Raw genomic sequence first — 25,895 nt, forward strand, 5'->3', positions numbered from 1 at the left:
TTTTTTTTCTTGCAAGGAGCTTATTCTTGAAAAGAGTTGTAGTTACAGGTATTGGTATGATCAATGCCCTTGGTTTAGATAAAGAAAGTTCATTTAAAGCAATTTGCAATGGAGAAAGCGGAGTAAATAAAATTACTCTTTTTGATGCTACGGACTTTCCTGTTCAAATTGCAGCTGAAGTTAAAAATTTTGATCCATTAGAGGTTGTTGATGGCAAAGAAGTAAAAAAAATTGACCGTTTCATACAACTTGGAATTAAAGCAGCAAGAGAAGCAATGCAGGATGCTGGATTTAGTGAAGAATTAGATAAAGAAGAATTTGGCATTGTTTCGGCTTCTGGTATTGGAGGTTTGCCTAACATAGAAAAAAATTCCATTATTTGTTCCGAGCGAGGTCCGCGTAAAATTTCCCCTTTTTTCATACCTTCAGCACTTGTAAATATGTTAGGAGGTTTGATTTCTATAGAGCATGGACTTAAAGGGCCAAATATTTCTTGTGTTACAGCTTGTGCAGCAGGAACTCATGCTATAGGAGAAGCTTATAAAAGTATAGCTTTGGGAAATGCTAAAAAGATGTTAGTCATAGGTGCAGAAGCTGCGATTTGTCCTGTGGGTATAGGTGGTTTTGCTTCAATGAAAGCTTTATCAACTAGAAATGAAGATCCACAGCATGCTTCAAGACCATTTGACAAAGAAAGAGATGGTTTTGTCATGGGAGAAGGTGCTGGAGCTTTAGTTTTTGAGGAATATGAAGAGGCTAAAAAACGCGGTGCTACGATTTATGCTGAATTAATTGGATTTGGAGAAAGTGCAGATGCGCATCATATTACTTCACCAACTTTAGATGGGCCTTTAAGGGCTATGAAAAAAGCTTTAAATATGGCAGGGAATCCAAAGGTAGATTATATCAATGCACATGGAACTTCAACCCCTGTAAATGACAAAAATGAAACAGCAGCAATTAAAGAGCTTTTTGGCAATAATATCCCGCTTATAAGTTCCACCAAAGGACAAACAGGTCATTGCTTGGGTGCTGCAGGTGCAATTGAAGCAGTTGTTAGTGTTATGGTTTTAAGAGATGGGGTAGTTCCACCTACAATCAATCAGCTTGTAAAAGATGATGAATGTGATCTTGATTATATTCCAAATATATCAAGAAAAGTAGATTTAAAAGTGGTGATGAGTAATTCTTTTGGTTTTGGTGGCACAAATGGCTGTGTTGTATTTAAAAAAGTAGATTAATATGGCTTCTTATTTAGATTTTGAAAAAAATATTCAGCAAATTGACGAGGACATTATCAATGCTCAGATTAAAGGAGATACTGAAGCTGTATCAATTTTAAAGAAAAATCTTGAAAAAGAAATTTCTAAAACTTATAAGAATTTAAGTGATTTTCAGCGTTTGCAATTAGCGCGTCATCCAGATCGCCCTTATGCTCTTGACTATATTGAACTTATTTTAAATGACGCTCACGAAATACATGGTGATCGTGCCTTTAGAGATGATCCTGCTATTGTTTGTTTTATGGGTTATTTAGGAGAGAAAAAAATAATTGTAATTGGTGAGCAAAAAGGACGTGGAACAAAAGATAAAATCGCTAGAAATTTTGGGATGCCACATCCTGAAGGATATCGCAAAGCCTTAAGAGTAGCAGGACTTGCAGAGAAATTTCAAATTCCTATTTTATTTTTGATAGATACTCCAGGTGCTTATCCTGGAATAGGTGCTGAAGAAAGAGGACAAAGTGAAGCTATCGCTAGAAATTTATATGAATTAAGTGATTTGAAAATACCGACCATTGCTATAGTTATCGGAGAAGGCGGTAGTGGCGGGGCGTTAGCTATAGGGGTTGCAGATAAACTTGCAATGATGAAAAATTCTGTTTTTTCAGTAATTTCTCCTGAAGGTTGCGCTGCAATACTTTGGAATGATCCTGCAAAAAGTGAAGCTGCAACCAAAGCTATGAAAGTAACAGCTGATGATTTAAAATCTCAAGGTTTAATTGATGATGTGATAGACGAACCTACAAATGGTGCACATCGCAATAAAGAAGCTGCAGCAGTAGCTATTGCTGATTATGTAAAAAAATCCCTAAATGAACTTGAAAATATTGATGTACGAGAACTTTCTGCAAATCGTATGCAGAAAATTTTAAAGCTTGGAGCCTATCAAGAGGCTTAGGCTTTTACTTCGCTTTTTTAAATAATTTTATTATTTATAATTGTTATCAAAATTAAGTTAATTAAAAGTATTCTTTTTTTATACTCCAAAAATGATTTTAAATATCAAAATAATTTTTTTTAAAGGAATTAATTTGACTCAAATCAAAAATATGAAATTTAAAAAAAGTTTACTGTGTTTTTTAATTTTATCTGGAGCTTTGTTAAAAGCAGAAGAAACATATCAACTTAATGATGTTGTGGTTAGCGCTAGTGGTTTTGAACAAGATTTGGTTGATGCGCCTGCTAGTATTTCTATCATTACAAAAGAAGAGCTTGAAAAAAAGCCAATTAAGGATATAGGGGAGGCTATAGGAGATATTCCAGGTGTAGATGTGACTATGGATAAAACAGGCACTTATGATTTTAGCATACGAGGTTTTGGTAGTTCTTATACTCTAGTTTTAATTGATGGAAAACGTCAAAGTGTTGCAAATGGGTTTTATACTAATGTTTTTAAAGGCAGTGAGTCAGGATATCTGCCGCCTTTATCTATGATAGAGCGTATCGAGGTTATACGTGGTCCAGCTTCTACACTTTATGGCAGTGATGCTGTAGGCGGTGTGATAAATATTATCACCAAGAAAAATCCTGATAAAATCGAAGCAAATATAGAATTTAATACTCTTTTGCAACAGCACTCTAATCACTATGGCAATGCGGGCGGTTTTAATGCTTATGTAGCAACTCCTTTGATTGAAGATACATTATCAATTTCTGCAAGGTTGAAGTATTATGATAAGGCAGCTTCTGATTTAAAATGGCCTACACCGGTTTGGAATAATAACAATCAAAAACCTGATAATTACCAACAAAGACCTGATAATTACCAAATTGCTATTCATAGTCCAGGTGCTTTTACTAGCTTAGGTTTTGGTTCTAGGCTTAATTGGACAGTAGATGATAAAAATAATATATATTTTGATATAGAGCGATATATTAATGAAATTTCAGTGAATTCTATAAGTAGTAGGGCTATTAAAAGTGAAAAACAACTTTTTAAGGATAATATTGTTTTAAATCATGATGGTAACTATGATTTTGGTTCAACTAACTCATATTTACAATATGGTAGCACTAAGGATAAGGAATTACATAGTCAAATTTGGGTAGGAGAAGGTAAGGTTGTTTTACCTTGGAATTTAGGTCAATACGGTAATTTAGTAAATACCTTTGGTGCAAGGATTGATTATGAGATGTTAAAAAATGATCAAGCAAGCGCAGGTAGTTAAATAAGAGGTAAAAATCTTGATCAAACCATGGTTGCGCTTTATGGGGAAAATGAGTATTTTATAACCGATGATTTGATTTTTACTACAGGTTTGCGTTATATTTATAGCAATTTGTTTGATTCTGAATTTACCCCTAGGATTTATTTGGTTTATCACTTAAATGATAATATAGCCTTTAAAGGAGGTGTTTCAAAAGGCTATAAAACTCCTTCTGCCAAGCAGTTGACAAATGGATATTATAATTATGCCAATGGCAATGCTCTTTTTGGAAACCCTGACTTAAAACCAGAAGAAAGTATAAATTATGAATTGGGTGCTGATTTTAGGGTATTTGATTTTGCACATTATTCTATCACAGGATTTATTACTGATTTTACAAATCAAATCAGTAGTGAATATTTAACAGGTATGCAAAATGGTATTAATTGTAGCAATGGCACTGTTTGTAAGCGTCCTATTAATCTTGGAAAAACACAGACTAAAGGTATAGAATTTGCATTTAATACCAAAACTTACAATGGTTTTAGCCTAAATTCAAGTTATACTTTTATGGATAATCGCTATAAAGATAGTCAAAAAAATTGGTTTGGTGGTGATAGAATAGAAAATTTACCAAGGCATATAGCAATGTTAAAATTAAACTATGAGCGAGGTAAATTTAATTCCTATATAAAAACACGAGCAAGACTCGATACTATAGCTAAAGCAAGAGTTGGTGGTAATGGTAGTTTGCCATGGCAAAAATATAAGCCTTTTTATATAGTAGATTTAGGGATAAATTATAAAATCAATAAGCAATCTAGCTTAAGTTTTGCAGTGCAAAATCTTTTTGATAAAAATTTCTTTGATCCGCAAGTTACAAGATGGGATGGGGCTAATCCTGCTGGATATGCAAATCGCTATCAAGATTATACAGAAGGAAGAAGTTTTTGGTTAAGTTATAAATATGATTTTTAATTTTTTAAGGCTTTAATCACCTTTATATTTTCAAAAAAGCAAAAATAAAGTACAATGTGAAAAATAAATAAAAGGTTTTATTATGGCGTTTAAAAATTTAAAAGAACTTTCTTTTGAAAAATCAAATTATATTAAGCCTAAGAGATTTGCTTATGAAAGTAATGGTAGGCTTTGCACTTGGGATTTTATAGAATCTAAAGATAGTGTTTCAGTGCTTTTGTATCATAAAGAATTAGAAAGTTTTATTTTTGTACGCCAATTTCGTATACCACTTTGGTATCATCAAATGCATGATAAAGATTATGTAAAAGATGATGATATGGGCTATACTATAGAGCTTTGTTCTGGGCTTGTGGATAAAAAATTATCTTTAGAGGAAATAGCAAAAGAAGAATGTATAGAAGAACTAGGATATGCTCCTAAAAATTTAGAAAAAATAGGAGATTTTTATACAGGGTTTGGTTCAGGTGTAAGCAAGCAAAGCTTTTATTTCGTAGAAGTTGATGAAAAAGATAAAATTTCTTCTGGAGGTGGAGTTGATGATGAAGAGATTGAAGCTGTTTATGTTAAGGTGCAGGATTTTGAAAAAAAATGTAAAAATATGATAAGAACGCCTTTGCTTGATTTTGCTTATATGTGGTTTTTAAAGGAAAAGTGGGGAAAATTAAAGATTATTTAGGTTAAACCTTAAAAAGGTTCAACCTAGGATTTTAATGATCTGACTCATCAAGCATTTCTTTAAATACATTGAAAAGATCAAGCGATGCATTTTCAGCAACTTCGCATTTATTAATTATGCTGTGTTGAGTAATATCTTTGCTAATATCTTCTGTATTTGCTATTGTTATAGCATTATTCATATTTTCATGAACTTTTTCATGTGGCTCGTTAATTTTTAAGAAGCTTTTATTTTGCCCAAATCTTTCTTTTCCTGTGCTAGCAAGCCATTTTCCTAAGCGACAAGATGTATGATCGGCTAATTGCTTTCCTGATTTGGAAAAAATTTCTTTATAACCATTTAATTTAAAAGCTATATGATCTAGTTTTGCTAAAGATACGAAAGCTTCTGAAGCGATACCAACTGCATTTGAATTAGTAGAATGCGCTTCATTTACTAAGTGAGTAAATTTTTCGGAAAAACTCATAATATGAGCATTAGAATCTATAGAAATTTTTTCAACTTGCTCACTTTGAGTATACATTTCATTTGCATTTTGCTTTAGAAGGTTGATGTTCATTTCAACTTCTGTGGTTGCTTTTTGTGTTTTTTCAGCTAGTTTTCTTACTTCATCGGCAACAACAGCAAAACCACGCCCATGTTCACCTGCGCGTGCAGCTTCTATGGCAGCGTTAAGAGCTAAAAGATTGGTTTGATCGGAAACATCTTTAATTAGATTAATTACATTAGTAATTTCATCTACACTTCTATGCAATGTTCCTGCAACATCTCTTGTTTTATTGGCTGATTCTGTAATATTTCCCAAAGAGGCATTGATAGAATTAGCAATATGGTTAAGTTCATCCATTTCAGCAAGAGAAGTTTTAGAATAGCTAGAGATAACTTCTGCCTTATTTACATTTTCTAACATATCGCCTTGAATAATAGTAATATTTTTTAAAACCCCAGTTAATAAAACATTTAAAAGATCTGTTTTAAGTTTAGACTCTAAAGCCGCTTGTTCTAATGATGTAATTTTATTTTTTAATTCTAAATTTTCCGATTGAAATTTTTCAATTTTATGTGTAAGATTTTTATTTTCTTCTTCAAGTTTTTGAAGATCAGAATGGTTTATTTTACTTCCAAACATTGTTTTGCCTTATTTTTTATAATTTGCTAGATATTGGCTAAGTTCATCTTTTACATGAAGCTTTTCTTTTTTTAAAGTTGAAATTTCCATGCTGCTAAGAGAAGTTCTACCTTCTTCTGCATCTTTAATCATGTCATCAAGTTCATTATGACGATCAAATAGTTTATCAAAATGAGCATCTTTACCTTTTAGCTCTGACATTAATTCTCTATATTCATGTAGCATAAACTCTCCTTGTATTAGTGAAATTTAAAATTCATTTAACAAGGTATTTTACACTATTAAAAGATATTTTTAGCTTAAAAAATAATAAAATTAATAATAATTTTTAAATGTGTGTTATATAAGTGATTTGTTAAAGTTTATTTTTAAATTGGAAATTTTAAAATTGAGGAATAAATCCTCAAAATTATTTAGAATTTTGTTTTTTTAGAGTTCTTAGAGTAGAAGCTGCAATTCTCATTTTTCTCGTGGTGCCATCTTCTAAAGTTACACGAACTGTTCTGAGATTAGGTAAAAAGCGTCTTTTTGTTTTATTGTTAGCATGGCTGACATTATTACCCACCATTGGACCCTTGCCTGTGATTTGACATACTCTTGCCATTTTTTTGTCCTTATGAAAATTTTTAAATGGAGATTTTATCAAAATTAAGCTTAAAATATTCCATAATTTATAGTTTTTTTAATATATAAGTCGATAAAATATTATTTATCACATTTATATATAGTTTAAGGTTTTGATCATGTATGTAGCTCCAAGTTTATTGTCTGCAAATTTTTTGAAATTAGAAGAAGAAGTTAAAGCTATTGAAGCTGCAGGTGCGGATCTTTTACACATTGATGTAATGGATGGACACTTTGTTCCAAATTTGACTTTCGGACCTTGCGTGATCGAAAAAATTTCAACTATTAGTAAGTTGCCATTAGATGTGCATTTAATGGTTAAAGATGTAAGTAAATTTGTAGATCTTTTTATCTCTTTAAAACCGAAATTTATCTCTTTTCATATGGAAAGCGAAGTTCATCCTATAAGGCTTTGTGAATATATAAGAAGTCAAGGAATCCATCCTGCTATTGTTTTAAATCCACATACTCCTATTGATTCTATTAAACACATGCTAGAATTTGTAGATATGGTGCTTTTAATGAGTGTTAATCCTGGATTTGGTGGGCAAAAATTTTTACCTTTGATACATGAAAAAATCAAAGAATTGCGCCAAATGATTGATAAAAAAAATGCTAAAGTTTTTATAGAGGTTGATGGTGGTGTTAATGGTTTAAATGCTAGTGATTTAGAAGAATCTGGAGCTGATATTTTGGTGGCTGGAAGTTATATTTTTTCTTCCAATGATTATAAAACTGCAATTTCATCTTTAAAGCTTGAATTTTGAGTTTACAGCAAATTGATCAGATTATTTCTATATTAAATAAGCAAAGCAAGCCTTATGATTGGGTGATGCAAGAGTTTGCCAAAGTTGAAGAATTAAAAAATTTTGATTTAGATTTAGAAACTTTTGAGCTTTTGGGGTTAGGTTTAACTTTAAATAAAGATAATATTTTTACTCTTAAAACACGCACAATAAAAATTAAAGATGAAATTTTTTGCATAGTGGATATAGAAAGTACTGGTGGGGTGAGCAAGGGGGAAATTTTAGAAATTGGAGCGGTAAAAATTCAAAATTCTAAAGAAATTGGACGCTTTCAAAGTTTTGTTAAAGTAAAAGAAATTCCAAAAAATATAACTGAACTTACGGGTATTACTTATGAGATGGTGGAAAATGCTCCAAGTTTAGCAAAGGTTTTAAGTGATTTTAGGCTTTTTTTAAAAGACAGTATTTTTGTAGCGCATAATGTGCGTTTTGATTATAGTTTTATTTCTAAGGCTTTAAATGAGTGTGGTTTTGGCATTTTGCTTAATCGTCGTATTTGCACTATAGAATTTGCACAATGTTGTATAGAAAGTCCAAAATATAAACTAGAGGTTTTGAAAGAATTTCTTGGCGTGGAAAATATGCATCATAGAGCCTTAGATGATGCTTTGGCAGCTGCTGAAATTTTTAAATATTGCCTTGGAAAACTTCCTTATCATATAAAAACTACAGAAGAACTTATAAATTTTACAAAAACTGCACGTATAAAGCAAAAATAAATATTTAAAGTGTATAATTAAAACATAAATGACGGGAGCTTGTGTAACAGGCTGAGAGTAAGCTAAAAGCTTAGACCGAACCGGATCTGGATAATACCAGCGTCGGGAAGATTTATAAATTTCAATACTTTAAAAATTTATACTCACCCTTCATTTATCCAAATTTTTTAAAGGATAAATTTATGAAAACTCAAATGAATTATGCCAAAGAAGGTATTTTTACTAAAGAAATGCAGATTGTTGCGCAAAAAGAAAATTTAAGTAAAGATTTTTTGCTTGAAAATATTGCTTGCGGTAAAATTATTATCCCTGCAAATATTAATCATAAAAGTCTTGATCCAAATGGTATAGGTTTTGGACTGCGTACTAAGGTTAATGTAAATTTAGGAGTTTCAAATGATTGCGTTGATTATAGCGAGGAAATGAAAAAAGTAGAGCTTGCTCATAAATTTGGCATAGAAGCGATTATGGACTTAAGCAATTATGGCAAAACAAGTCGTTTTAGAGACGAGCTTGTTAATGTTTCAAAAGCTATGATAGGAACAGTTCCTGTATATGATGCGGTAGGATTTTTAGAAAAAGATTTAAAACAAATTGGTGCTAAAGACTTTTTAGATGTTGTATATCATCATGCTAAAAGTGGGGTTGATTTTATGACAATTCATGCAGGTATTAATTCTCGCGCAGCGCATATTTTTAAACAAAGTAAAAGACTTACAAATATAGTTTCAAGAGGAGGCTCTGTGCTTTATGCTTGGATGATGATGAAAGATGCTGAAAATCCTTTTTTTGAGTATTATGATGATTTGCTTGATATTTGTTTAAAATACGATGTAACTTTATCTTTGGGTGATGCTTTGCGTCCTGGCTCTACTCACGATGCAAGTGATGGGGCGCAAATTTCAGAGCTTATAGAATTATCGCTTCTTACCCAAAGGGCTTGGGATGTTGGGGTTCAAGTAATGATAGAAGGTCCAGGGCATATGGCTATTAATGAAATAGAGGCAAATATGCAATTAGAAAAGCGTTTATGCAAAGGAGCTCCTTTTTATGTCTTAGGACCTTTGGTAATAGATATTGGCGCAGGGTATGATCATATTAGTGGTGCTATTGGAGGAGCTGTGGCTGCAGCTAGCGGTGCTGATATGCTGTGCTATGTAACACCTGCTGAACACTTAAGACTTCCAAATTTAGAAGATGTTAGAGAGGGTATAGTTGCGACTAAAATTGCAGCTCATGCGGGAGATATAGCTAAACTTCCAAAAGAAAGAGCAAGGGATGATGAGATGAGTAAGGCTAGACAAGAGATAGATTGGGAGAAAATGTTTAAACTTGCTATTGATGGAGAAAAGGCCAAAAAAATGTTTAATGAGCGTCGCCCTGATGATTTAAACTCATGTTCCATGTGTGGAAAAATGTGTGCAATGAATACTATGAATCAAATTTTAAAAGGCGAAGATGTGAGTTTAGCTTGAATAAACTTTGAGAGTAAGATCTATAGAGATACCTTGCTCTCCTGCTTTAAGATTAAGTGGATAATCAAGCTTGATTAAGTTATTATAGTTTTTTAGAGCATCAATAAAATCATAAAGCCTTCTAGGATTGTTCATTGTCGCTTTAATGGCTAAGCGGTTTTTTAGATATTTTTCTTGTTTTTCGGGCTTAGTTTCTTGAATTTTTACATTTTGAAAATATTTTTGTAAAAAAATATCAAAATTTCCTATATTAAAATTTTGCTCAAATTGCTCTAAACTTTTGTTGTTTTCGCTTCTTAGAGTTGATATTTTATCTTCGCTAAAGTCAAATTTTGCTTTAGCGGCTTTTAAGATAGCAAGTTGTGAGTTTTCTCTAAGATTTGCTTGTTTGTAATTTTTTAATGTCGGTAAAAGTAAAAATAAGATCAAGGCTGTGCAAACGCTTATAAAACTTAACGCGCAAATGATAAGCTTTAATAAATCAATTTCTTCTAGGCTTTTATCTTTCATCTGCAACTCCTGGAATTTGTTTACTAATACTAACAAAACGATACCACCCATTATCTAAGCGGTAATAGGTTGTATAGCTTTGATCAAAGATGCTTTTTAAAGGGGTTTCTAAAAGTAGAGTAAACATTTCTCTTGTAGGAGTGACCCCGATAAGTTTTAAGGAATATTCGTCTTGTTCAACACTTTCAAGAGTAATATTATCAGTTTTTACAATAATATCAAATAGATTTCTTAAGCTTTCTTTAACAATTTGATTTTGAGTGTTAAAATTTTTCGCTATTTGGCTTTGATCAAATAAAATTTCATAAAGCATTTCATTTTGCTTAGTTTGATTTTGAAGCACTATAACTTGTTGTTTTTCATCATCGATAGAGCTATTGATTAATGCAATTTTTATTGTATATGTAAAATATACTAGCAAGATAAATAATATACTAAAACCAAAAAGTCCTAGCCAAATTTTATCAAAGAGTGTGAAAATAGGTTTTTTTCTTGGCTGTATGAAGCTATAAGTCATTTAAGCTCCTTTCGCATCAACTCTATCATAAGATCTAAGGTGTTGATTTGTTTCGTTTTTATCTCTAAAAAAGTTTCACTTTCTAAAAAATCAATAGCACTTATGTTAATATCTGATTCGCTATACAATAAAATACCATTGATAAATACCCCAGCATATTTATCATCATTATAAAATTTTTCAATGCTCGTAATAATATAACGACAAAGTTCCATATCATTGCTAAATTGATTTAATTCATCAAGGTTAAAATTATCATTATTATCCAAAGTTTCAAGATTATTTTCTTGATCAAGTAGATCAAATTTATTATTTAAGGCTTCATTGAAGTTATCTAAGGTAACTTCGGTATCATCGTTGTTGTTTTCAATTTCTTGATTATCTTCTGATGGAAGTTCAAGCTCTAAACCTAATTCTTGCTCAAATATTTTAAAATCACCGTATAAGATAGTATTGCCTTTAGCAACAATAATTGCCAAAAGATGTCCTTGTTTAAATCCATAAAGTAAAATTTGATCATCAGGCTGTTTTTCTTTTTGCATATTGTAGTAAAGAAGAGCAAAAGGGGAATATAAAAAATCTAAACCTCTATATTCTTCAAAAAGCTCGCTATAATATTCTACATGTTCGGTAGCCGTATAAACAAGGGCATTATTAAACAAAATATGCTGTAAGCTGATTTTTCCTATATTAAAGTGCTCACAATCTTGAATATTTGTACTAGGTATTAATCCTTGTTCTTTGGCATCTAAAAATAAAGCAGTGTGGTAAAATAAGAAATGCTTGCTTAAATTTTTTATGTATTCTAATAAATTTTCGCTTTTATCAAAAGTTTTTTCATTGCTACTGATTAGTTTATTTCCTCTATAAATAGAAGCTTTTACAATATTTTTTTTATCTTCTAAAATAATACTAATAAAAAGTTGTGGAAATATTTTTTTAAGTAAAAATAACATTTCATTCCTTAAATTGATCAGCTAAGCTAATTTTATCAAATTGTTCCATTAGAAATTCTTTAGCTTTTTCTTTATCTAAAGATAAAATATCCAAAGGTTCACTTAGACTATAAGTAATCTTACTAAAAGGTTTTGGCAAGATCATCTTATCCCAACTTTTAAATTCCCAAAAACGATTTGCTTCATAGTTTAAAATTCTTATCTTTAGTTCTTTTTTTTGAGCCAAAATGATAGAACCATCTGAAATACTATGATAAGGCCCTCGTGGACCATCGGGCGTGATAACTATATCGTCATTTTGTTCTAAAACTTTAAATGCAGCTCTAAGTGCACTGCTAGCACCCCTTGAAGTGCTTCCTCTTACAGTATCAAGACCGAAAAGCTTGATGATTTTTGCAATTTGTTCTCCATCTTTATGGTGGGAGATCATGACATAGGCTTTTTTATTTTTTTGTCTATAATGTCTAAACGCAAAAGGCATGAGTGCTAATTTTCCATGCCAAAAAAGTATCACACCAGCTTTACGGTCAACTTTTTCACCTTTATAGTGCTTTTTACAGCTTAAAAAAATAAGCCATTGCAAGATGAAAATTATATATGTTAAGCAATGGATTTTAAACGATTTCCCCATATAAAACCATACGCTTTGCATTAGTTATTTTTACTTCTTTAAATTGCCCTAAAAGTTCTTCGCTACCTTCAACTTGAACTAAAAAATTATTATCTGTTCTTCCAGCAATGCTATTGCCTGCTCTTAATTCTTCAAATAAAACTTTAAAAGTTTTATTTTCTTGTTTTTTTACAATTTCATCTAAAATTTCACTATGACGATTTTGTAAGGTGCTAAGTCTTCTTGAAGCTGTTTCTTCATCGATTTGATTAGGCATGGTTGCAGCTTTTGTTAAAGGGCGTTTGGAGTATTTAAAAGAAAAAATTTGTTCAAAACGCACTTTTTCCAAAACATCCATAGTTTCTTCAAAATCTTTTTCACTTTCCCCTGGAAAAGCTACAATAATGTCTGTAGAAATGCTAACATTTGGACAAAGTTCTCTAAGTTTTAAAGCTCTATTTAAATACCATTCTTTAGTATAGCCACGCTTCATAGCTTTTAAAATTTCACTTGAGCCGCTTTGTAAAGGCATGTGCATGGATTTGCAAACTTTTGGATTATTGGCAAAAACTTCTAAAAATTTATCATCCATATGCAAAGGATGTGGACTTGTAAAGCGAATGCGTTCCAAACCTTCTATAGTGCTAAGTTCTTCTAAAAGATCTGAAAAGTCCATTTTTTTATGTTCGTTTCTAAATCTTTTGCCGTAGTTATTGACATTTTGTCCTAGCAAGAAAATCTCTTTAGCGCCTTTTTCAACGGCTTTTTGAGCTTCTTTGTAGATGATGTTAAAAGGTATGGAAATTTCATCTCCTCTAGTATGTGGCACTATACAATAAGTGCAGTGTTTATCACAACCTATGGAGATATTAATATAGGATTTATAAATACTATTTCTAAAATCTGCAAAAGCAAATTCACTTTCATCATAGTCTATGTCCACCCCCATAAATTTTGGAGTTTTTATAGCTTGAGTGATTTTGGAAATATTTCTTGCCCCTAGAACAAAATCCACATAAGGAGCACGTTTGAAAATTTCATTTCCCAAATGTGATGCAGTGCATCCACAAACTCCTATTTTAGCACCTTCTTTTTTAACTTTTTCAAAGCCACCCACTTCTGAGAAAAGTTTATGCACAGGTTTTTCACGCACTGAACAGGTATTAATAAGAATAAGATCTGCTTCTTTGATATCTTCTGTTAGTGCGTAATTTTCTTTTTGTGTTAATTCTGCGATCATATGCTCAGAATCTCTGACATTCATCGCACAACCTAAAGTTTGAATAAAAAGTTTTTTAGCACTCAAAGAATATGCACCTCATACATAAAATCATTATCATCAAGTCCGTATTTTACGGTTCTATGATAAATGCTTACTCCTTTTTTTTCAAAATGATTTACAAGGGCAATAAGTTGTTTGTGTGTATTATCTTTATCAAAATAAAAAAACTTTTGTCCTTCTTTTTCTATAGCCTCTTCGATTTTTTCTAGGCTAATATTTTTAGGTTTTTCATTAATCAAAGTTCTTGCCAATTTTAATTCCATAGCTAAATCCTTAAGAATTTTCATTTTAATCTATAATTTTAGCAAATTTTACTTTTAATTAAACTTATTAAGGATATAATTTTTATCTACATTTTTAAATTTCCCACAAAAAAGGTTTTATAAAATATGGAAAAGATAGCAGATATTATCGAATCTATTGCTAATGAAAAAAATTTAAACTTAGAGAATGTAAGAGAAAAGGTAGCTACCGCTTTAATCAATACTGCAAAAAGAATTTATGGACAAGAATATGAGTTTTTTGTGGATCCTAAAAATTTAAATCTTTATCAAAAAATTACCATAGTAGCAGATAATGACGAGAGATTGCAAAATAAAAGTGAGAGTTTTATCGCATTAAGTAAGGCAAAATCAGAAGCTCCAGATGTTGAAATAGGAGATGAATTAACCTATGAATGCTCTTTGGAAAATTTAGGAAGAACTGCGGTAAATACCTTGCATAAAGAACTTGAATATCATATACAAAAATTATTAGAACAAACTATTTTTGAAAAATATAAAAACAAAGTAGGGCAAATGGTTTTTGGTACAGTTGTTAGAGTAGATAATGAAGAAAATACTTTTATTGAAATAGATGAATTAAGAGCTTTTTTACCGAGAAAAAATCGCATTAAAGGGGAAAAGTTTAAAATAGGTGATGTGGCAAAAGCTGTGATACGCCGTGTTTATACAGATAAGGGTATTAAAATCGAGCTTAGTCGTACAAGTCCTAAATTTTTAGAATGTTTACTTGAAGCTGAGGTTCCAGAAATCAAAGATGGTTATGTCAATATTATAGGATGTGCTAGAATTCCAGGTGAAAGAGCAAAAATCATTCTTCAGGCCAATGGGGCAAATATCGATCCTGTAGGTGCTACAGTAGGTGTTAAAGGTGTAAGAATTAATGCAGTAAGCAAAGAGCTTCATAATGAAAATATTGATTGTATAGAATTTACAAATGAGAGTGAAATTTTAATTTCTCGTGCCTTGGCTCCTGCTATTGTAAATTCTGTAAAAATTGAAGATAAAAAAGCTATTGTAAGTTTAAATAGCGAACAAAAAAGTAAAGCTATAGGAAAAAATGGTATTAATATTCGCCTTGCTTCTATGTTAAGTGGTTATGAAATAGAGCTCAATGAATTAAGCTCATCGCAGCTAAATAATGCCATCAGCAATGAAGAAGCAATGAAAAATCTTCAAGATTTGTTTAAAATTTAAAATATTTGTGAATTTTCACAAATATTTTTTATAAAACCACTTCCAATAAAATGCCGCAAAGATAAAAATCATACCCAATAAGCCTGTAATTAGTTCTAAACTCAAGCCTATTTCAAATAAAAAGCCCATAAGCATTGAAATAATAGCACTAAAACTAAGATAAATCATATCTGTATAAGCGATCACTCTACCATGATATTCTTTGTCAGCATTTTTTTGTATCATAGTGTAGGTGTAAGCCCAAAGTGCTGAGGTAAAAAAACCTGCACCAATTAAACCTAAAAAAGAAATATAAAAATTAAATTGAGTTAAAGCCCAAAGTATAATACCCAAGCCTTGACCAAGATACATGTAAAATAAATTTTTATCATTAATAAATTTGCTTAAAACCATAGGTCCTATAGCTAAAGAACAAGCACGTACTGCATTTAAAAACCCTATTACTAAAGCAGCGGATAAAACTTTTTTATATTGATGTTGTGCTAAAAGTGTAACCAAGGTTTCATAAGCAGTTAAACCTATAAAAGCGTGAAGCAAGATAAGATGAAAAATTATCTTATTGTTTAAAACATAGAAAAATCCTTCTTTTATCATGGTAAAAAAGCGACTTTGTGTTTTTTGATGAAAATCAGGAATGCTTAATCTTACTAAAAAAGAAATGCCTATGAGTATAAGCATGCAGTCAAATAAAAAAGCGGTTTTAACTCCTAGAAAATAAATAAAAATTCCCGCACTTGCCATACCTGCTGTATAAGAAATCGCCCAAATGACACTGTGCATTTCATTAGCGAGTTTAAGTTCTTGAGGAGTTAAAATTTTGACCAATAAACTCATTTCAGCTTGAAAATAAATCGAAGCAACACAAAGTCTTATGAAAATTAAAATAAATAAAAGCCAAAGCATACTAAGACTTGTGACAAAAATAAGACAAAAAATAGAAATTAATTCTATGCTAATCATACTGAGTAAAAGTTTTTTAGGTTTATTTTTCTCTACTATGACGCCATTAATAGGAGCAAGTAAAACTCCAGGTAAAAAAGCAAGCATAGCACTTGTAGCCGTTGCCCAAGTAGGAGCATTAAGTTCGACTAAAAGGGTAAAAACTCCCGTTTGAGAAAACCATGCTCCAAAATATACTATAAACTGAACCGAAGCTAATATTCTGATATTTTTATTATTTTTTAATAGTTCAATGTAATTCATAAGCGAAACTATAGCATAATTTATATTTTAAATGCTATAATTATTTTAATTATGTAAAAAACAAGGAAAAATTTTGAAAAGACTGGATAAAAAAGAAGCTTTAGATTTATTACACCATGCAAGTTTAACAGAACTTGGAGAAATGGCTTATAAAAGAAAATTAGAACTTCATCCTGAAAAAATCACCACTTTTGTTGTAGATAGAAATATTAATTATACCAATGTTTGTTGTATTGATTGTTCTTTTTGCGCTTTTTATCGCCATCATAAAGAAGATGATGCTTATATTTTAAGCTTTGAAGAGATAGGCAAAAAGATAGAAGAGCTTGAAGCTATCGGGGGTACACAAATTCTTTTTCAAGGCGGGGTGCACCCAAAATTAAAAATAGAATGGTATGAAGAATTAGTTTCTTGGATAAAAGAACATTATCCAAATATCACTGTGCATGGTTTTTCAGCAGTTGAGATCGCTTATATTGCAAAAGCATCTAAAATTTCAATCACTGAAGTGTTAAAAAGATTACAAGCTAAGGGTTTATTTTCTATACCAGGAGCGGGAGCTGAGGTGCTAAGCGATAGGGTGCGTGATATTATCGCACCCAATAAATGTGATACAGCTACTTGGTTAGAAGTACATCGCCAAGCTCATAAAATCGGCATGAAAAGTACAGCTACCATGATGTTTGGAACGGTTGAAAATGATGAAGAAATCATCGATCATTTTGAACATTTAAGAAAATTACAAGATGAAACAGGTGGTTTTAGAGCTTTTATTTTATGGAGCTTTCAAAGTGATAATACTGCTTTAATCCAAAAACATCCAGAGATTATGAAACAAAGTTCTAACAAGTATTTAAGACTTTTAGCTTTAGCAAGACTTTATTTAGATAATTTTAAAAATTTACAAAGTTCTTGGGTAACTCAAGGCTCACTTATAGGCCAGCTTGCTTTAAAATTTGGGGCCAATGATTTAGGCTCAACTATGATGGAAGAAAATGTAGTAAGTGCTGCAGGAGCAAGTTATAGAATGAATCAAGATGAGATGATAAGGCTGATTAGAAGTTTAGGCGAAAATCCAGCTAAACGCAATACCGCTTATGAAATTTTAGAAAGGTTTTAATGCAGTATTTAGAGAGCAGGGGTGTTAAAATCCCTTTTATTTTTGAAAAAAATTCTGATTTTCCTATTGTTGTTTTAAAGCTTGTTTTTAGAAATTGTGCTAGAAGTTATGATGAAATAGCAGGTTTGGCTAAAATGTTTTCACGCATTTTAAATGAAGGCGTGGATGATAAATTTTTTAAAGATTTAGAATTTAGAGCGATAAATTTAGAGGCAAGTAGTGGTTTTGAAAGCTTGGAAATCAATCTTTCTTGTTTAAAAGAAAATTTTGATTTTGCTTTAAAGAGTTTAGAAAAATTGCTTTTAAAACCAAGAATAGAAGAAAAAATTTTGCAAAAATTAAAAATCAATGCCTTAGGTGAGCTCGCGAGTAAAAATAGTGATTTTGATTATTTAGCAAAAAATTTACTCAATGCTCAAATTTTTAAATGTAAAGAATTTCAAAGTCCAAATGATGGGGATGAAAAAAGTATAGAAACTTTGTCTTTAAAAGATTTGCAAAATTTTTATAAAAATTTTATCCATCTTAGTGATTTGGTTGTGATTTTAGGAGGAGATTTAGAAGAAAAACAAGCCAAGGAAGATCTTTTAAAACTCTTATCAAAACTTCAAATAGGTAAGAAAAATACTCCAAAAAAATATGAGTTAAGCAAAAACATCAAAGATGAAATTTTGCTACGCCCAGAAAGTGAACAAGCTTATATTTATTTTGCTACACCTTTTTTTGCTGATTTTAAAGATAAGGATTTATATCTTGCAAAAATTGCTTTATTTGTTCTAGGGCAAGGAGGATTTGGTTCAAGGATTATGGAAGAAATTCGCGTTAAAAGAGGTCTTGCATACTCAGCTTATGCTATGCTTGATATGAATATGTCTTTTTCTAGAGTTTTTGGATATTTACAAACTAAAAATGAAAGTGCTAAAGAAGCTAAAAAAATCGTAAAAGAGCTTTTTGAAGATTTTATAAAAAATGGCATGACTCAAAATGAACTTGATCAAGCTAAAAATTTTCTCATAGGATCAACTCCTTTGCGTTATGAAAGCTTAAGCAAGCGTTTATCTATGACCTTTAATGAATTTTATCAAGGTTTAAATTTGGGATATTATAAAGAAGAGTTAAAACTTATGGAAAAGGTTAAACTTGAAACCATCAATGCTTATATTAAAAAACATCAAGAGCTTTTAAATATAAGTTTTGCAAGCATACAAAATGAAAATTAAAGAAAGTGATTTTGAATTTTTTAAAAAATTAAAAATTAGAAGTGCTATTGATTTAGCCCTTCTTTTACCTAAAAAAATTGAAAATTTAAATCCAAGTAAAAATCCCAAAGAAAATGAAATTTGCACCCAAAAAATCACTATAAAAAGCGTTAGTTCAAGAAAAAATCAACTTTTTGGTTTAGGTTTTTGTGAAGAATGGCAAGAAAATATTTCTTTTGTGTTTTTTCATCCTAGAGCTTGGCATTTTAGGATTTGTAAGGTAGGAAAAGAGCTTATTTTTAATGCCAAGCTCTCGCGTTTTAATCACACTTGGCAATTTAACAATCCTAAAATTTTAACTTCTTTTGAGGGTTTTAGTCCAAAGTATCAAATTTTAGGTTTAAAAGATACAAAAATTGCTGCTTTTATACATAAATATCTTAATTATGAAAATTTAAAAGAAAGTAGTATAGAGGATAAATATATACATTTTCTTTTAAATTTGCACGCTTATGATGAAAAAAGTTTTTTTATGTTTGAAAATTTGCAAAATTTTAGCAAAGATTTAAAATATATAGAAATATATAATTTTTTAAAACGTTTAAAAGCTAAAAAAACGCATTTTAAAGCTCATCAAATCAATGTTTTTAATATAGCCAATTGGATTAAGGATTTGCCTTTTTCTCTTACTAAAGATCAGCTTAACGCCTTAAAAGACATAGAAAAAGATTTATACTCAAAAGAAGCCAAAAGGCGTGTGATTATGGGTGATGTGGGGTGTGGTAAAACCTTGGTTTTACTTGGTGCGGCTTTGATGGTTTATCCTAAGCAAGCTATTTTAATGGCGCCTACTAGTATTTTAGCGTATCAGCTTTATGAAGAGGCTAAGAAATTTTTACCTGATTTTATGAATATTTTGTTTATTAAAGGGGGTAAAAAAGAAAAAGATTTAGAACAAAATATCCAAAAAGCAAATCTTATCATAGGCACTCATGCTTTAATTCATTTAGAAAGTCATAATGCCGTGCTTGTAATGATAGATGAACAACATCGTTTCGGATCAGCTCAGCGTGAAAAAATTCATTCTTTAAATAAGCAAGAATTTGCTCCTCATTTTATACAGTTTTCAGCTACGCCTATTCCAAGAACTTTAAGCATGATACAATCTGAACTTTTAAATTTTAGTTTTATTAAGCAGATGCCTTTTGAAAAAGATATTACAACTTATTGTATACAAAATAAAGGCTTTTCTAAGCTTAGTGAGAAGATCAAGGAAGAAATTGTTAAAAATCATCAAATTATCATTATTTATCCCTTAGTGAGTGCTAGTGATAAGATTCCTTATCTTTCTTTAGAGCAGGCTAGGGGGTATTGGCAGAGTCATTATGAAAAAGTTTTTGTAACTCATGGAAAAGATAAACAAAAAGATGAAATTTTAGAGCGTTTTAGAGATGAGGGAAATATTTTACTAAGCACTACAGTGGTGGAAGTAGGTATTTCTTTGCCAAGATTGAGTATGATAGTGATTGTGGGGGCAGAACGTTTAGGACTTGCTACCTTACATCAACTTCGTGGCCGTGTAGGTCGTGTAGGGCTTAAAAGTACTTGCTATCTTTATACTAAACTTAAAGAAATTCCGAGTCGTTTAAAAGAATTTGCTAGCACTTTAGATGGGTTTAAAATAGCAGAACTTGACCTTAAAAATCGTTTGAGTGGAGATTTGCTTGATGGTTTTATGCAGCATGGAAATGAGTTTAAATTTTTTGACTTTTCTAAGGATGAGGAGATTTTAGAAGAGGTAAAAAAAGATTTGGCAAAAAAATTGCCAAATTAATGTCCGCCGTACTTATAAAGCATATTTTGAAAATGTGAGGCTATCATTTGTGCACGCTGTAAAATGACATTTTTCATTTCCTCATTATAAACCATATTTAAACTTTCTTCAAAAAGTTTTAGCCAAACTTCAAAAAATTCTTGTGGAAAAGGAGGTAGATCTAAGTGCTTTTTTAAGGGTTGCCCATTATAATCACCTTCGCCTAAAAGCATGCCTGCCCAAAAATTTCCTATTTTTGCTTTATGTTCTTTCCACTCTTCATCGCTTGTTCCAATAGCATTGTTAAAAATAGGACCTAAATCCTTATCTTTTCTAACTTTTTCATAAAATATTTCCATGAGTTTTACTATGCTTTCTTGATTAATTGTTTCAAATTTCATATAAGCCTTTCTTAAATGTTAATTTTATGGCGTTAATATAGCAAAAATAAGATAAATTAAATTTAACATAAGTTAAGAATGGAAAATGTATATAATGAAAGATTATTTAGAACTTTTATCTAGTGTAGGAAAATTAAAAAAATTTCAAAAAAATAGTATTTTATTTTATGAAGGCGAAGAGGCTAAAAAATTTTTTATTTTACTCAAGGGAAAAATACGCATTTATAAAAGTACAGCAAGTGATAAAGAAATTACTTTGCATTATTTTAATCCTCCAAATTTTATAGCAGAAATGCCTGCTTTTAAAAAATTAAATTATCCTGCTAATGCTATATTTGAGGAAGATGGAGAAATTTTGGAAATTGATTTTATTAATTTTCAAAATTTATGCAGTGAAAATAAAGAATTCAATTTTTTACTTATCAGTTCACTTTTTGATAAAATTAAAATTTTAGAAAAGAAATTATCTCAAAATGCATTAGATTTAAGGACGAGATTATTAAAGTATCTTTTGGAAAATGAAAAAAATTTAGATACAATTTCACAAAAACAAATTGCAATTGATTTAAATGTTAGAGCACAATCTTTATCTCGAGTGTTAAAAGAACTTAAAATTTCAGAACTTATTGATACAAAAAAAGGTAGAATTGAAATTTTAAATAAAGATATGATCATGAAAGAACTTTGGTAAAAATTTAAGGTAGAGAATGGATTTTGATTTTATATTAGCTCAAGCTCCTGCTTTTTTAACGGCTGCTTGGCTTACGATAAAACTAAGCTTTTTTGGAATTATTTTTTCTTTGATAATAGGCTTGTTTTGTATTTTAATGAGTTATTTTAAAATAAAAATTTTAGAAAATATTTGCAAGCTTTATATAGAGTTTTCAAGAAATACGCCTTTATTAATTCAACTTTTTTTCTTATATTATGCTTTACCTAAATTTAATATACATTTAGAGCAAATTCCACCGCTTGATTTGATTTGTTTAAGTGTAGAAGAAACTTTAAGACCTTCTTTTGCTTGTGCTATAGTAGGACTTAGTTTTTTAGGGGGTTCTTATATGGCTGAAAGTTTAAGAGCGGGATTTGAAGCCATAAGAAAACAGCAGTTTGAAGCGGGACTTTCTTTGGGTTTTTCAAAATTTGGAAATTTGCGTTATGTGATTTTGCCGCAAGCTTTGGCTATTTCTATGCCAAGTATTAGTGCTAATATTATATTTTTAATCAAAGAAACTTCAGTCGTTAGTATTATTGCCTTGCCAGATTTGGTGAATTTAATGAAGAGTTTAAATTCCTTAACCTATAAGACAGATGAGCTATTGTTTTTGTTGTTTATGGGATATTTATGCATTATTTTGCCTTTGTCTTTTATTTTGCTAAAGTTTGAAAAAAGGTTGCTTCATGCTTGAACTTTTAAATACCGATACGCTTTTAAGACTCTGGCAAGGGCTTTTTGTCACTCTTGAAATTTCATTTATCAGCATTATTATTACTTCGATAGGTGGGTTATTTTTAGGAATTTTAATGAGTTTTAAAAATACCTATATCTATGCTTTTTGTCGTTTAGGTTTAGAATTTGTGCGTGTTATGCCACTTTTAGTATGGCTTTTTGTGGTGTATTTTGGTTTTCCTAGATGGTTTGGGTGGGATTTGAGTTCTGTAAGTGCAGCTATTATTGTTTTTAGCATTTGGGGTTGTTTTGAGATGATGGATTTGGTGCGTGTTTCCTTGCAGAGTATTCCAAAACATCAGTATGAAAGTGCATCATCTTTAGGTTTAAATACGGTGCAAAGTTTTGTTTATATTATTATTCCACAAGCTATGCGTCGTTTAACTCCTATGAGCATGAATTTACTTACTCGCATGATTAAAAGTACAACCTTTGCTTATTTAATCGGTGCGGTAGAGCTTGTAAAAGTAGGGCAACAAATTATAGAATTTCATAATAGAAATGATTTTGCACCTTTTATTATTTATGGTTTGATTTTTTTTATCTTTTTTATACTTTGTTATCCCATCACTTTATATTCAAGAAAATTAGAGAAAAAATGGAGCTAAAATGAGCATACTAAAAATAGAAAATTTACAAAAGTATTATGGTTTGCATCACGCCTTAAAAGATATTAATTTAGAAGTTAAGGCTAAAGAAGTTGTGGTGATTTTAGGTCCTAGCGGATGCGGAAAATCTACGCTTTTGCGTTGTATTAATGGGCTTGAAGAGATTGCAAGTGGTAATATTTATATTGATAATGAGAAAATAGATAAAGATTTTAAAGAATGGCCAAGAATGCGTCAAAAAGTTGGTATGGTTTTTCAATCTTATGAGCTTTTTGAGCATTTAAGTGTTGAAGAAAATATACTTTTAGGGCCTATGAAAGTGCAAAAAAGAAAGAAAGATGAGGTTTTAAAAGAGGCTAAAATTTGGCTTGAAAAGGTGGGACTTTTGCATAAAATTCATGCTTATCCAAGAGAACTTAGCGGAGGACAAAAGCAAAGAATTGCCATAGTAAGAAGTTTATGTATGAATCCTGAGTTAATGCTTTTTGATGAGGTTACAGCAGCACTGGATCCTGAGATTGTTAGAGAAGTTTTAGAAGTGATGTTAAATCTTGCAAAAGAGGGTATGACTATGCTTATTGTTACTCATGAAATGGGTTTTGCTAAAGCTGTAGCAGATAAAATTATTTTTATGGATGAAGGAAAAATCATCGAAGAAAATGATCCTAAAAGTTTTTTTGAAAATCCAAAAAGCGAAAGAGCAAAGAAATTTTTAAATTTGTTTGATTATCATAAATAGATAAAAATAATATTGGTTTATGATAATAAACTTTACAAGACTAAAATTTTATAGAAAAACTAAAAAAGTCTTGACAAAAATTTTTTTTTGAGTTATAATCTCACTTTTATTTTTGCTGGTTTAGCTCAGTTGGTAGAGCAGCTGCCTTGTAAGCAGCAGGTCGGGGGTTCAAGTCCCTTAACCAGCTCCATTTATTTTAGCAGTGTTTGACCAGAATATTGAAAAAGCAATATTTTTATGGTGAGTTACTCAAGTGGCCAACGAGGGCAGACTGTAAATCTGCTGGCTTTCGCCTTCCGTGGTTCGAATCCACGACTCACCACCATGCTTTGCGGGAGTAGCTCAGTTGGCTAGAGCATCAGCCTTCCAAGCTGAGGGTCGCGGGTTCGAGTCCCGTTTCCCGCTCCAATAATTTAAAAGAACTGGGAGCTGTATTTTAAAACCTTTAACTTACAGTATATATCCCATTTAAGAGTTTTTGTTGTCTGTTATTGTGTATAATTTTTCTGAGCGCTCGTATGGCTCAGAGGTAGAGCACTCCCTTGGTAAGGGAGAGGTCGCGGGTTCAATTCCCGCTATGAGCTCCATGAATTGAAAAAATTATATAGATATAAGACTTGCTTTGCTCAATTTATTTTTTATACGGAGGAAAAAAATGGCTAAAGAAAAATTTTCACGTAATAAGCCACACGTAAATATTGGTACTATTGGTCACGTTGATCATGGTAAAACTACTTTAACAGCTGCTATTTCTGCTGTTCTTTCTAGAAGAGGTTTAGCAGAGCTTAAAGATTATGATAATATCGATAATGCTCCAGAAGAAAAAGAGCGTGGTATTACTATTGCTACTTCTCATATTGAATATGAAACAGACAATCGTCACTATGCACACGTTGACTGCCCAGGTCACGCAGATTATGTTAAAAACATGATTACAGGTGCTGCACAAATGGATGGAGCGATCTTGGTTGTTTCTGCTGCAGATGGTCCTATGCCACAAACTAGAGAGCACATTCTTCTTTCTCGTCAAGTAGGCGTTCCATATATTGTTGTTTTTATGAATAAAGCAGATATGGTTGATGATGCTGAACTTTTAGAGTTAGTTGAAATGGAAATTAGAGAATTATTAAGCTCTTATGATTTCCCAGGCGATGATACACCTATTATTTCTGGTTCTGCTTTAAAAGCTCTTGAAGAAGCTAAAGCTGGACAAGATGGTGAATGGTCAGCAAAAATTATGGATCTTATGGCTGCGGTTGATAGCTATATTCCAACTCCAACTCGTGATACTGAAAAAGACTTCTTGATGCCAATTGAAGACGTTTTCTCAATTTCAGGTCGTGGTACTGTTGTTACAGGTAGAATTGAAAAAGGTGTTGTAAAAGTAGGTGATACTATCGAAATCGTTGGTATTAAAGATACTCAAACAACAACTGTAACAGGTGTTGAAATGTTCAGAAAAGAAATGGATCAAGGCGAAGCAGGAGATAATGTAGGTGTTCTTCTTCGTGGTACTAAAAAAGAAGAAGTTATCCGTGGTATGGTTCTTGCTAAACCAAAATCAATTACTCCACACACTGACTTCGAAGCTGAAGTTTATATCTTAAATAAAGATGAAGGTGGTAGACATACTCCATTCTTTAACAACTATAGACCACAGTTTTATGTAAGAACAACTGATGTTACAGGTTCGATTAAATTAGCTGATGGTGTTGAAATGGTTATGCCAGGTGAAAATGTGAGAATTACTGTAAGCTTGATCGCTCCAGTAGCACTTGAAGAAGGAACTCGTTTTGCTATTCGTGAAGGTGGTAAAACTGTTGGTTCAGGTGTTGTTTCTAAAATTATTAAATAATTTAATAAAGCCAAGTTAAAAGCTTGGCTTTAATTTTTTAAGGAAAATTGAAATGAGAATTAAAGTTGGTTTAAAGTGTGAAGAATGTGGTGATATTAATTATAGCACCTATAAAAATAGTAAAAATACTACTGAAAAATTAGAATTAAAAAAATATTGCCCAAGATTAAAAAAACATACACTTCACAAAGAAGTTAAGCTAAAAAGTTAAGCTTGCGCCCTTAGGGCAATAGCTCCAACGGTAGAGCGCCGGATTCCAAATCCGATGGTTGGGGGTTCGAATCCCTCTTGCCCTGCCATAATTAAGGTTTAAA

26 protein-coding genes, 5 tRNA genes, 2 pseudogenes and 1 riboswitch are annotated in these 25,895 nt (G+C 31.1%); of the genes and pseudogenes, 22 read left to right on the forward strand and 11 right to left on the reverse strand.

The annotated features are described in order from the left end of the window. The first annotated feature begins 26 nt into the window (after positions 1–26). The 4 genes and pseudogenes from FBF11_RS02160 to FBF11_RS02185 all read left to right on the forward strand — a co-directional run bounded on the left by FBF11_RS02160 (position 27) and on the right by FBF11_RS02185 (position 5,087). Positions 27–1,241, forward strand: a complete 1,215-nt coding sequence (locus FBF11_RS02160; RefSeq protein WP_002858574.1) for a beta-ketoacyl-ACP synthase II — start codon at positions 27–29, stop codon at positions 1,239–1,241. A 1-nt stretch (position 1,242) separates the two neighbouring features. Next, on the forward strand, positions 1,243–2,181 hold the full coding sequence (gene accA, locus FBF11_RS02165; protein ID WP_002858530.1) for an acetyl-CoA carboxylase carboxyl transferase subunit alpha: 939 nt from the start codon (positions 1,243–1,245) through the stop codon (positions 2,179–2,181). A 142-nt stretch (positions 2,182–2,323) separates the two neighbouring features. After that, positions 2,324–4,408, forward strand: a pseudogene (locus tag FBF11_RS08435) (TonB-dependent receptor). 82 nt (positions 4,409–4,490) lie between these two features. Beyond that, positions 4,491–5,087, forward strand: coding sequence for an NUDIX domain-containing protein (locus tag FBF11_RS02185; RefSeq protein WP_002855131.1), 597 nt, complete (start codon positions 4,491–4,493; stop codon positions 5,085–5,087). A gap of 31 nt (positions 5,088–5,118) precedes the next feature. On the opposite strand, the gene FBF11_RS02190 is transcribed toward FBF11_RS02185, so the two are convergent. The 3 genes from FBF11_RS02190 to rpmB form a co-directional block, all read right to left on the reverse strand. Then, on the reverse strand, positions 5,119–6,216 hold the full coding sequence (locus tag FBF11_RS02190) for a methyl-accepting chemotaxis protein (protein ID WP_002858516.1): 1,098 nt from the start codon (positions 6,214–6,216) through the stop codon (positions 5,119–5,121). A 9-nt stretch (positions 6,217–6,225) separates the two neighbouring features. Then, entirely contained in the window at positions 6,226–6,441 is a 216-nt protein-coding gene (locus FBF11_RS02195; RefSeq protein WP_002855201.1) for a YdcH family protein, read from the reverse strand. 184 nt (positions 6,442–6,625) lie between these two features. Further along, positions 6,626–6,820 (reverse strand): 50S ribosomal protein L28, encoded by a 195-nt coding sequence (gene rpmB, locus FBF11_RS02200; protein WP_002854974.1) that lies wholly within the window; start codon positions 6,818–6,820, stop codon positions 6,626–6,628. A gap of 139 nt (positions 6,821–6,959) precedes the next feature. On the opposite strand from rpmB, the gene rpe reads away from it, so the two are divergent. From rpe to thiC, 3 genes are all read left to right on the forward strand, one after another. After that, positions 6,960–7,607 (forward strand): ribulose-phosphate 3-epimerase, encoded by a 648-nt coding sequence (gene rpe, locus FBF11_RS02205; protein ID WP_002858571.1) that lies wholly within the window; start codon positions 6,960–6,962, stop codon positions 7,605–7,607. Continuing rightward, complete coding sequence (locus FBF11_RS02210; RefSeq protein ID WP_057042354.1) at positions 7,604–8,365, forward strand: 3'-5' exonuclease; 762 nt, start codon at positions 7,604–7,606, stop codon at positions 8,363–8,365. The genes rpe and FBF11_RS02210 overlap by 4 nt, the downstream gene beginning before the upstream one ends. Positions 8,366–8,386: 21 nt before the next feature. After that, a riboswitch (TPP riboswitch) is annotated at positions 8,387–8,491 on the forward strand. Between the two features lie 56 nt (positions 8,492–8,547). Continuing rightward, on the forward strand, positions 8,548–9,840 hold the full coding sequence (thiC, locus tag FBF11_RS02215; protein ID WP_032589549.1) for a phosphomethylpyrimidine synthase ThiC: 1,293 nt from the start codon (positions 8,548–8,550) through the stop codon (positions 9,838–9,840). Here thiC and FBF11_RS02220 read toward each other — a convergent pair. From FBF11_RS02220 to FBF11_RS02245, 6 genes are read right to left on the reverse strand one after another with little or no spacing between them, the layout of a single operon-like run. Continuing rightward, positions 9,832–10,350 (reverse strand): hypothetical protein, encoded by a 519-nt coding sequence (locus FBF11_RS02220; RefSeq protein WP_057042352.1) that lies wholly within the window; start codon positions 10,348–10,350, stop codon positions 9,832–9,834. The two genes, thiC and FBF11_RS02220, sit on opposite strands and share 9 nt — an antisense overlap. Next, positions 10,340–10,867, reverse strand: coding sequence for a hypothetical protein (locus tag FBF11_RS02225; protein ID WP_002858498.1), 528 nt, complete (start codon positions 10,865–10,867; stop codon positions 10,340–10,342). Before FBF11_RS02225 ends, FBF11_RS02220 begins: the two co-directional genes overlap by 11 nt. After that, entirely contained in the window at positions 10,864–11,823 is a 960-nt protein-coding gene (locus FBF11_RS02230; RefSeq protein ID WP_002854773.1) for a hypothetical protein, read from the reverse strand. Before FBF11_RS02230 ends, FBF11_RS02225 begins: the two co-directional genes overlap by 4 nt. A 1-nt stretch (position 11,824) precedes the next feature. Then, positions 11,825–12,454 (reverse strand): lysophospholipid acyltransferase family protein, encoded by a 630-nt coding sequence (locus FBF11_RS02235; protein ID WP_002880682.1) that lies wholly within the window; start codon positions 12,452–12,454, stop codon positions 11,825–11,827. Next, on the reverse strand, positions 12,438–13,739 hold the full coding sequence (gene miaB / locus FBF11_RS02240; protein WP_002857621.1) for a tRNA (N6-isopentenyl adenosine(37)-C2)-methylthiotransferase MiaB: 1,302 nt from the start codon (positions 13,737–13,739) through the stop codon (positions 12,438–12,440). The genes FBF11_RS02235 and miaB overlap by 17 nt, the downstream gene beginning before the upstream one ends. Next, positions 13,736–13,978: an HP0268 family nuclease gene (locus FBF11_RS02245; protein WP_002851103.1), complete on the reverse strand. Its 243-nt coding sequence runs from the start codon at positions 13,976–13,978 to the stop codon at positions 13,736–13,738. Before FBF11_RS02245 ends, miaB begins: the two co-directional genes overlap by 4 nt. A gap of 126 nt (positions 13,979–14,104) precedes the next feature. Here FBF11_RS02245 and nusA point away from each other — a divergent pair, with 126 nt between their 5' ends. Further along, positions 14,105–15,193 carry a transcription termination factor NusA gene (nusA, locus tag FBF11_RS02250; RefSeq protein WP_002866986.1) on the forward strand — a complete coding sequence of 363 codons (1,089 nt, stop codon included), beginning with the start codon at positions 14,105–14,107 and terminating at the stop codon, positions 15,191–15,193. Between the two features lie 15 nt (positions 15,194–15,208). On the opposite strand, the gene FBF11_RS02255 is transcribed toward nusA, so the two are convergent. Next, entirely contained in the window at positions 15,209–16,396 is a 1,188-nt protein-coding gene (locus FBF11_RS02255; RefSeq protein ID WP_044305839.1) for an MFS transporter, read from the reverse strand. Between the two features lie 73 nt (positions 16,397–16,469). Between FBF11_RS02255 and FBF11_RS02260 the strand changes: the two genes are divergently transcribed. Genes FBF11_RS02260 through recG form a run of 3 tightly spaced genes read left to right on the forward strand, consistent with a single transcriptional unit; the run spans position 16,470 to position 20,549 of the window. Further along, entirely contained in the window at positions 16,470–17,516 is a 1,047-nt protein-coding gene (locus FBF11_RS02260) for a dehypoxanthine futalosine cyclase (protein WP_002868792.1), read from the forward strand. Beyond that, entirely contained in the window at positions 17,516–18,736 is a 1,221-nt protein-coding gene (locus tag FBF11_RS02265; protein ID WP_057042351.1) for a pitrilysin family protein, read from the forward strand. Before FBF11_RS02260 ends, FBF11_RS02265 begins: the two co-directional genes overlap by 1 nt. Continuing rightward, positions 18,726–20,549: an ATP-dependent DNA helicase RecG gene (recG, locus tag FBF11_RS02270; protein WP_044305841.1), complete on the forward strand. Its 1,824-nt coding sequence runs from the start codon at positions 18,726–18,728 to the stop codon at positions 20,547–20,549. Before FBF11_RS02265 ends, recG begins: the two co-directional genes overlap by 11 nt. Here recG and ctb read toward each other — a convergent pair. After that, entirely contained in the window at positions 20,546–20,929 is a 384-nt protein-coding gene (gene ctb, locus FBF11_RS02275; protein ID WP_057042350.1) for a truncated hemoglobin Ctb, read from the reverse strand. The two genes, recG and ctb, sit on opposite strands and share 4 nt — an antisense overlap. A 94-nt stretch (positions 20,930–21,023) precedes the next feature. Between ctb and nssR the strand changes: the two genes are divergently transcribed. The 11 genes and pseudogenes from nssR (at position 21,024) to FBF11_RS02330 (ending at position 25,880) form a co-directional block, all read left to right on the forward strand. Beyond that, positions 21,024–21,620 carry a nitrosative stress-sensitive transcriptional regulator NssR gene (gene nssR / locus FBF11_RS02280; RefSeq protein WP_002868789.1) on the forward strand — a complete coding sequence of 199 codons (597 nt, stop codon included), beginning with the start codon at positions 21,024–21,026 and terminating at the stop codon, positions 21,618–21,620. A 16-nt stretch (positions 21,621–21,636) separates the two neighbouring features. Continuing rightward, on the forward strand, positions 21,637–22,338 hold the full coding sequence (locus FBF11_RS02285) for an amino acid ABC transporter permease (protein WP_002858512.1): 702 nt from the start codon (positions 21,637–21,639) through the stop codon (positions 22,336–22,338). After that, positions 22,331–22,987, forward strand: a complete 657-nt coding sequence (locus FBF11_RS02290) for an amino acid ABC transporter permease (protein ID WP_002861208.1) — start codon at positions 22,331–22,333, stop codon at positions 22,985–22,987. Before FBF11_RS02285 ends, FBF11_RS02290 begins: the two co-directional genes overlap by 8 nt. A gap of 1 nt (position 22,988) precedes the next feature. Then, positions 22,989–23,749, forward strand: a pseudogene (locus FBF11_RS02295) (amino acid ABC transporter ATP-binding protein). A gap of 91 nt (positions 23,750–23,840) precedes the next feature. Continuing rightward, positions 23,841–23,916: transfer RNA gene (locus FBF11_RS02300), tRNA-Thr, on the forward strand. A gap of 49 nt (positions 23,917–23,965) precedes the next feature. Then, positions 23,966–24,051, forward strand: a tRNA-Tyr gene (locus FBF11_RS02305). A 6-nt stretch (positions 24,052–24,057) separates the two neighbouring features. Further along, positions 24,058–24,134, forward strand: a tRNA-Gly gene (locus FBF11_RS02310). 104 nt (positions 24,135–24,238) lie between these two features. Beyond that, positions 24,239–24,313 (forward strand) — tRNA-Thr (locus FBF11_RS02315). A 68-nt stretch (positions 24,314–24,381) separates the two neighbouring features. Then, on the forward strand, positions 24,382–25,581 hold the full coding sequence (gene tuf / locus FBF11_RS02320) for an elongation factor Tu (RefSeq protein ID WP_002855271.1): 1,200 nt from the start codon (positions 24,382–24,384) through the stop codon (positions 25,579–25,581). Positions 25,582–25,633: 52 nt separating this feature from the next. Continuing rightward, complete coding sequence (gene rpmG, locus FBF11_RS02325) at positions 25,634–25,792, forward strand: 50S ribosomal protein L33 (RefSeq protein ID WP_002793551.1); 159 nt, start codon at positions 25,634–25,636, stop codon at positions 25,790–25,792. A 12-nt stretch (positions 25,793–25,804) separates the two neighbouring features. Then, positions 25,805–25,880 (forward strand) — tRNA-Trp (locus tag FBF11_RS02330). The last annotated feature ends 15 nt before the right edge of the window (positions 25,881–25,895 follow it).

The sequence above is a fragment of the Campylobacter sp. CFSAN093224 genome (assembly GCF_012897395.1).
Taxonomy (GTDB): domain Bacteria; phylum Campylobacterota; class Campylobacteria; order Campylobacterales; family Campylobacteraceae; genus Campylobacter_D; species Campylobacter_D jejuni.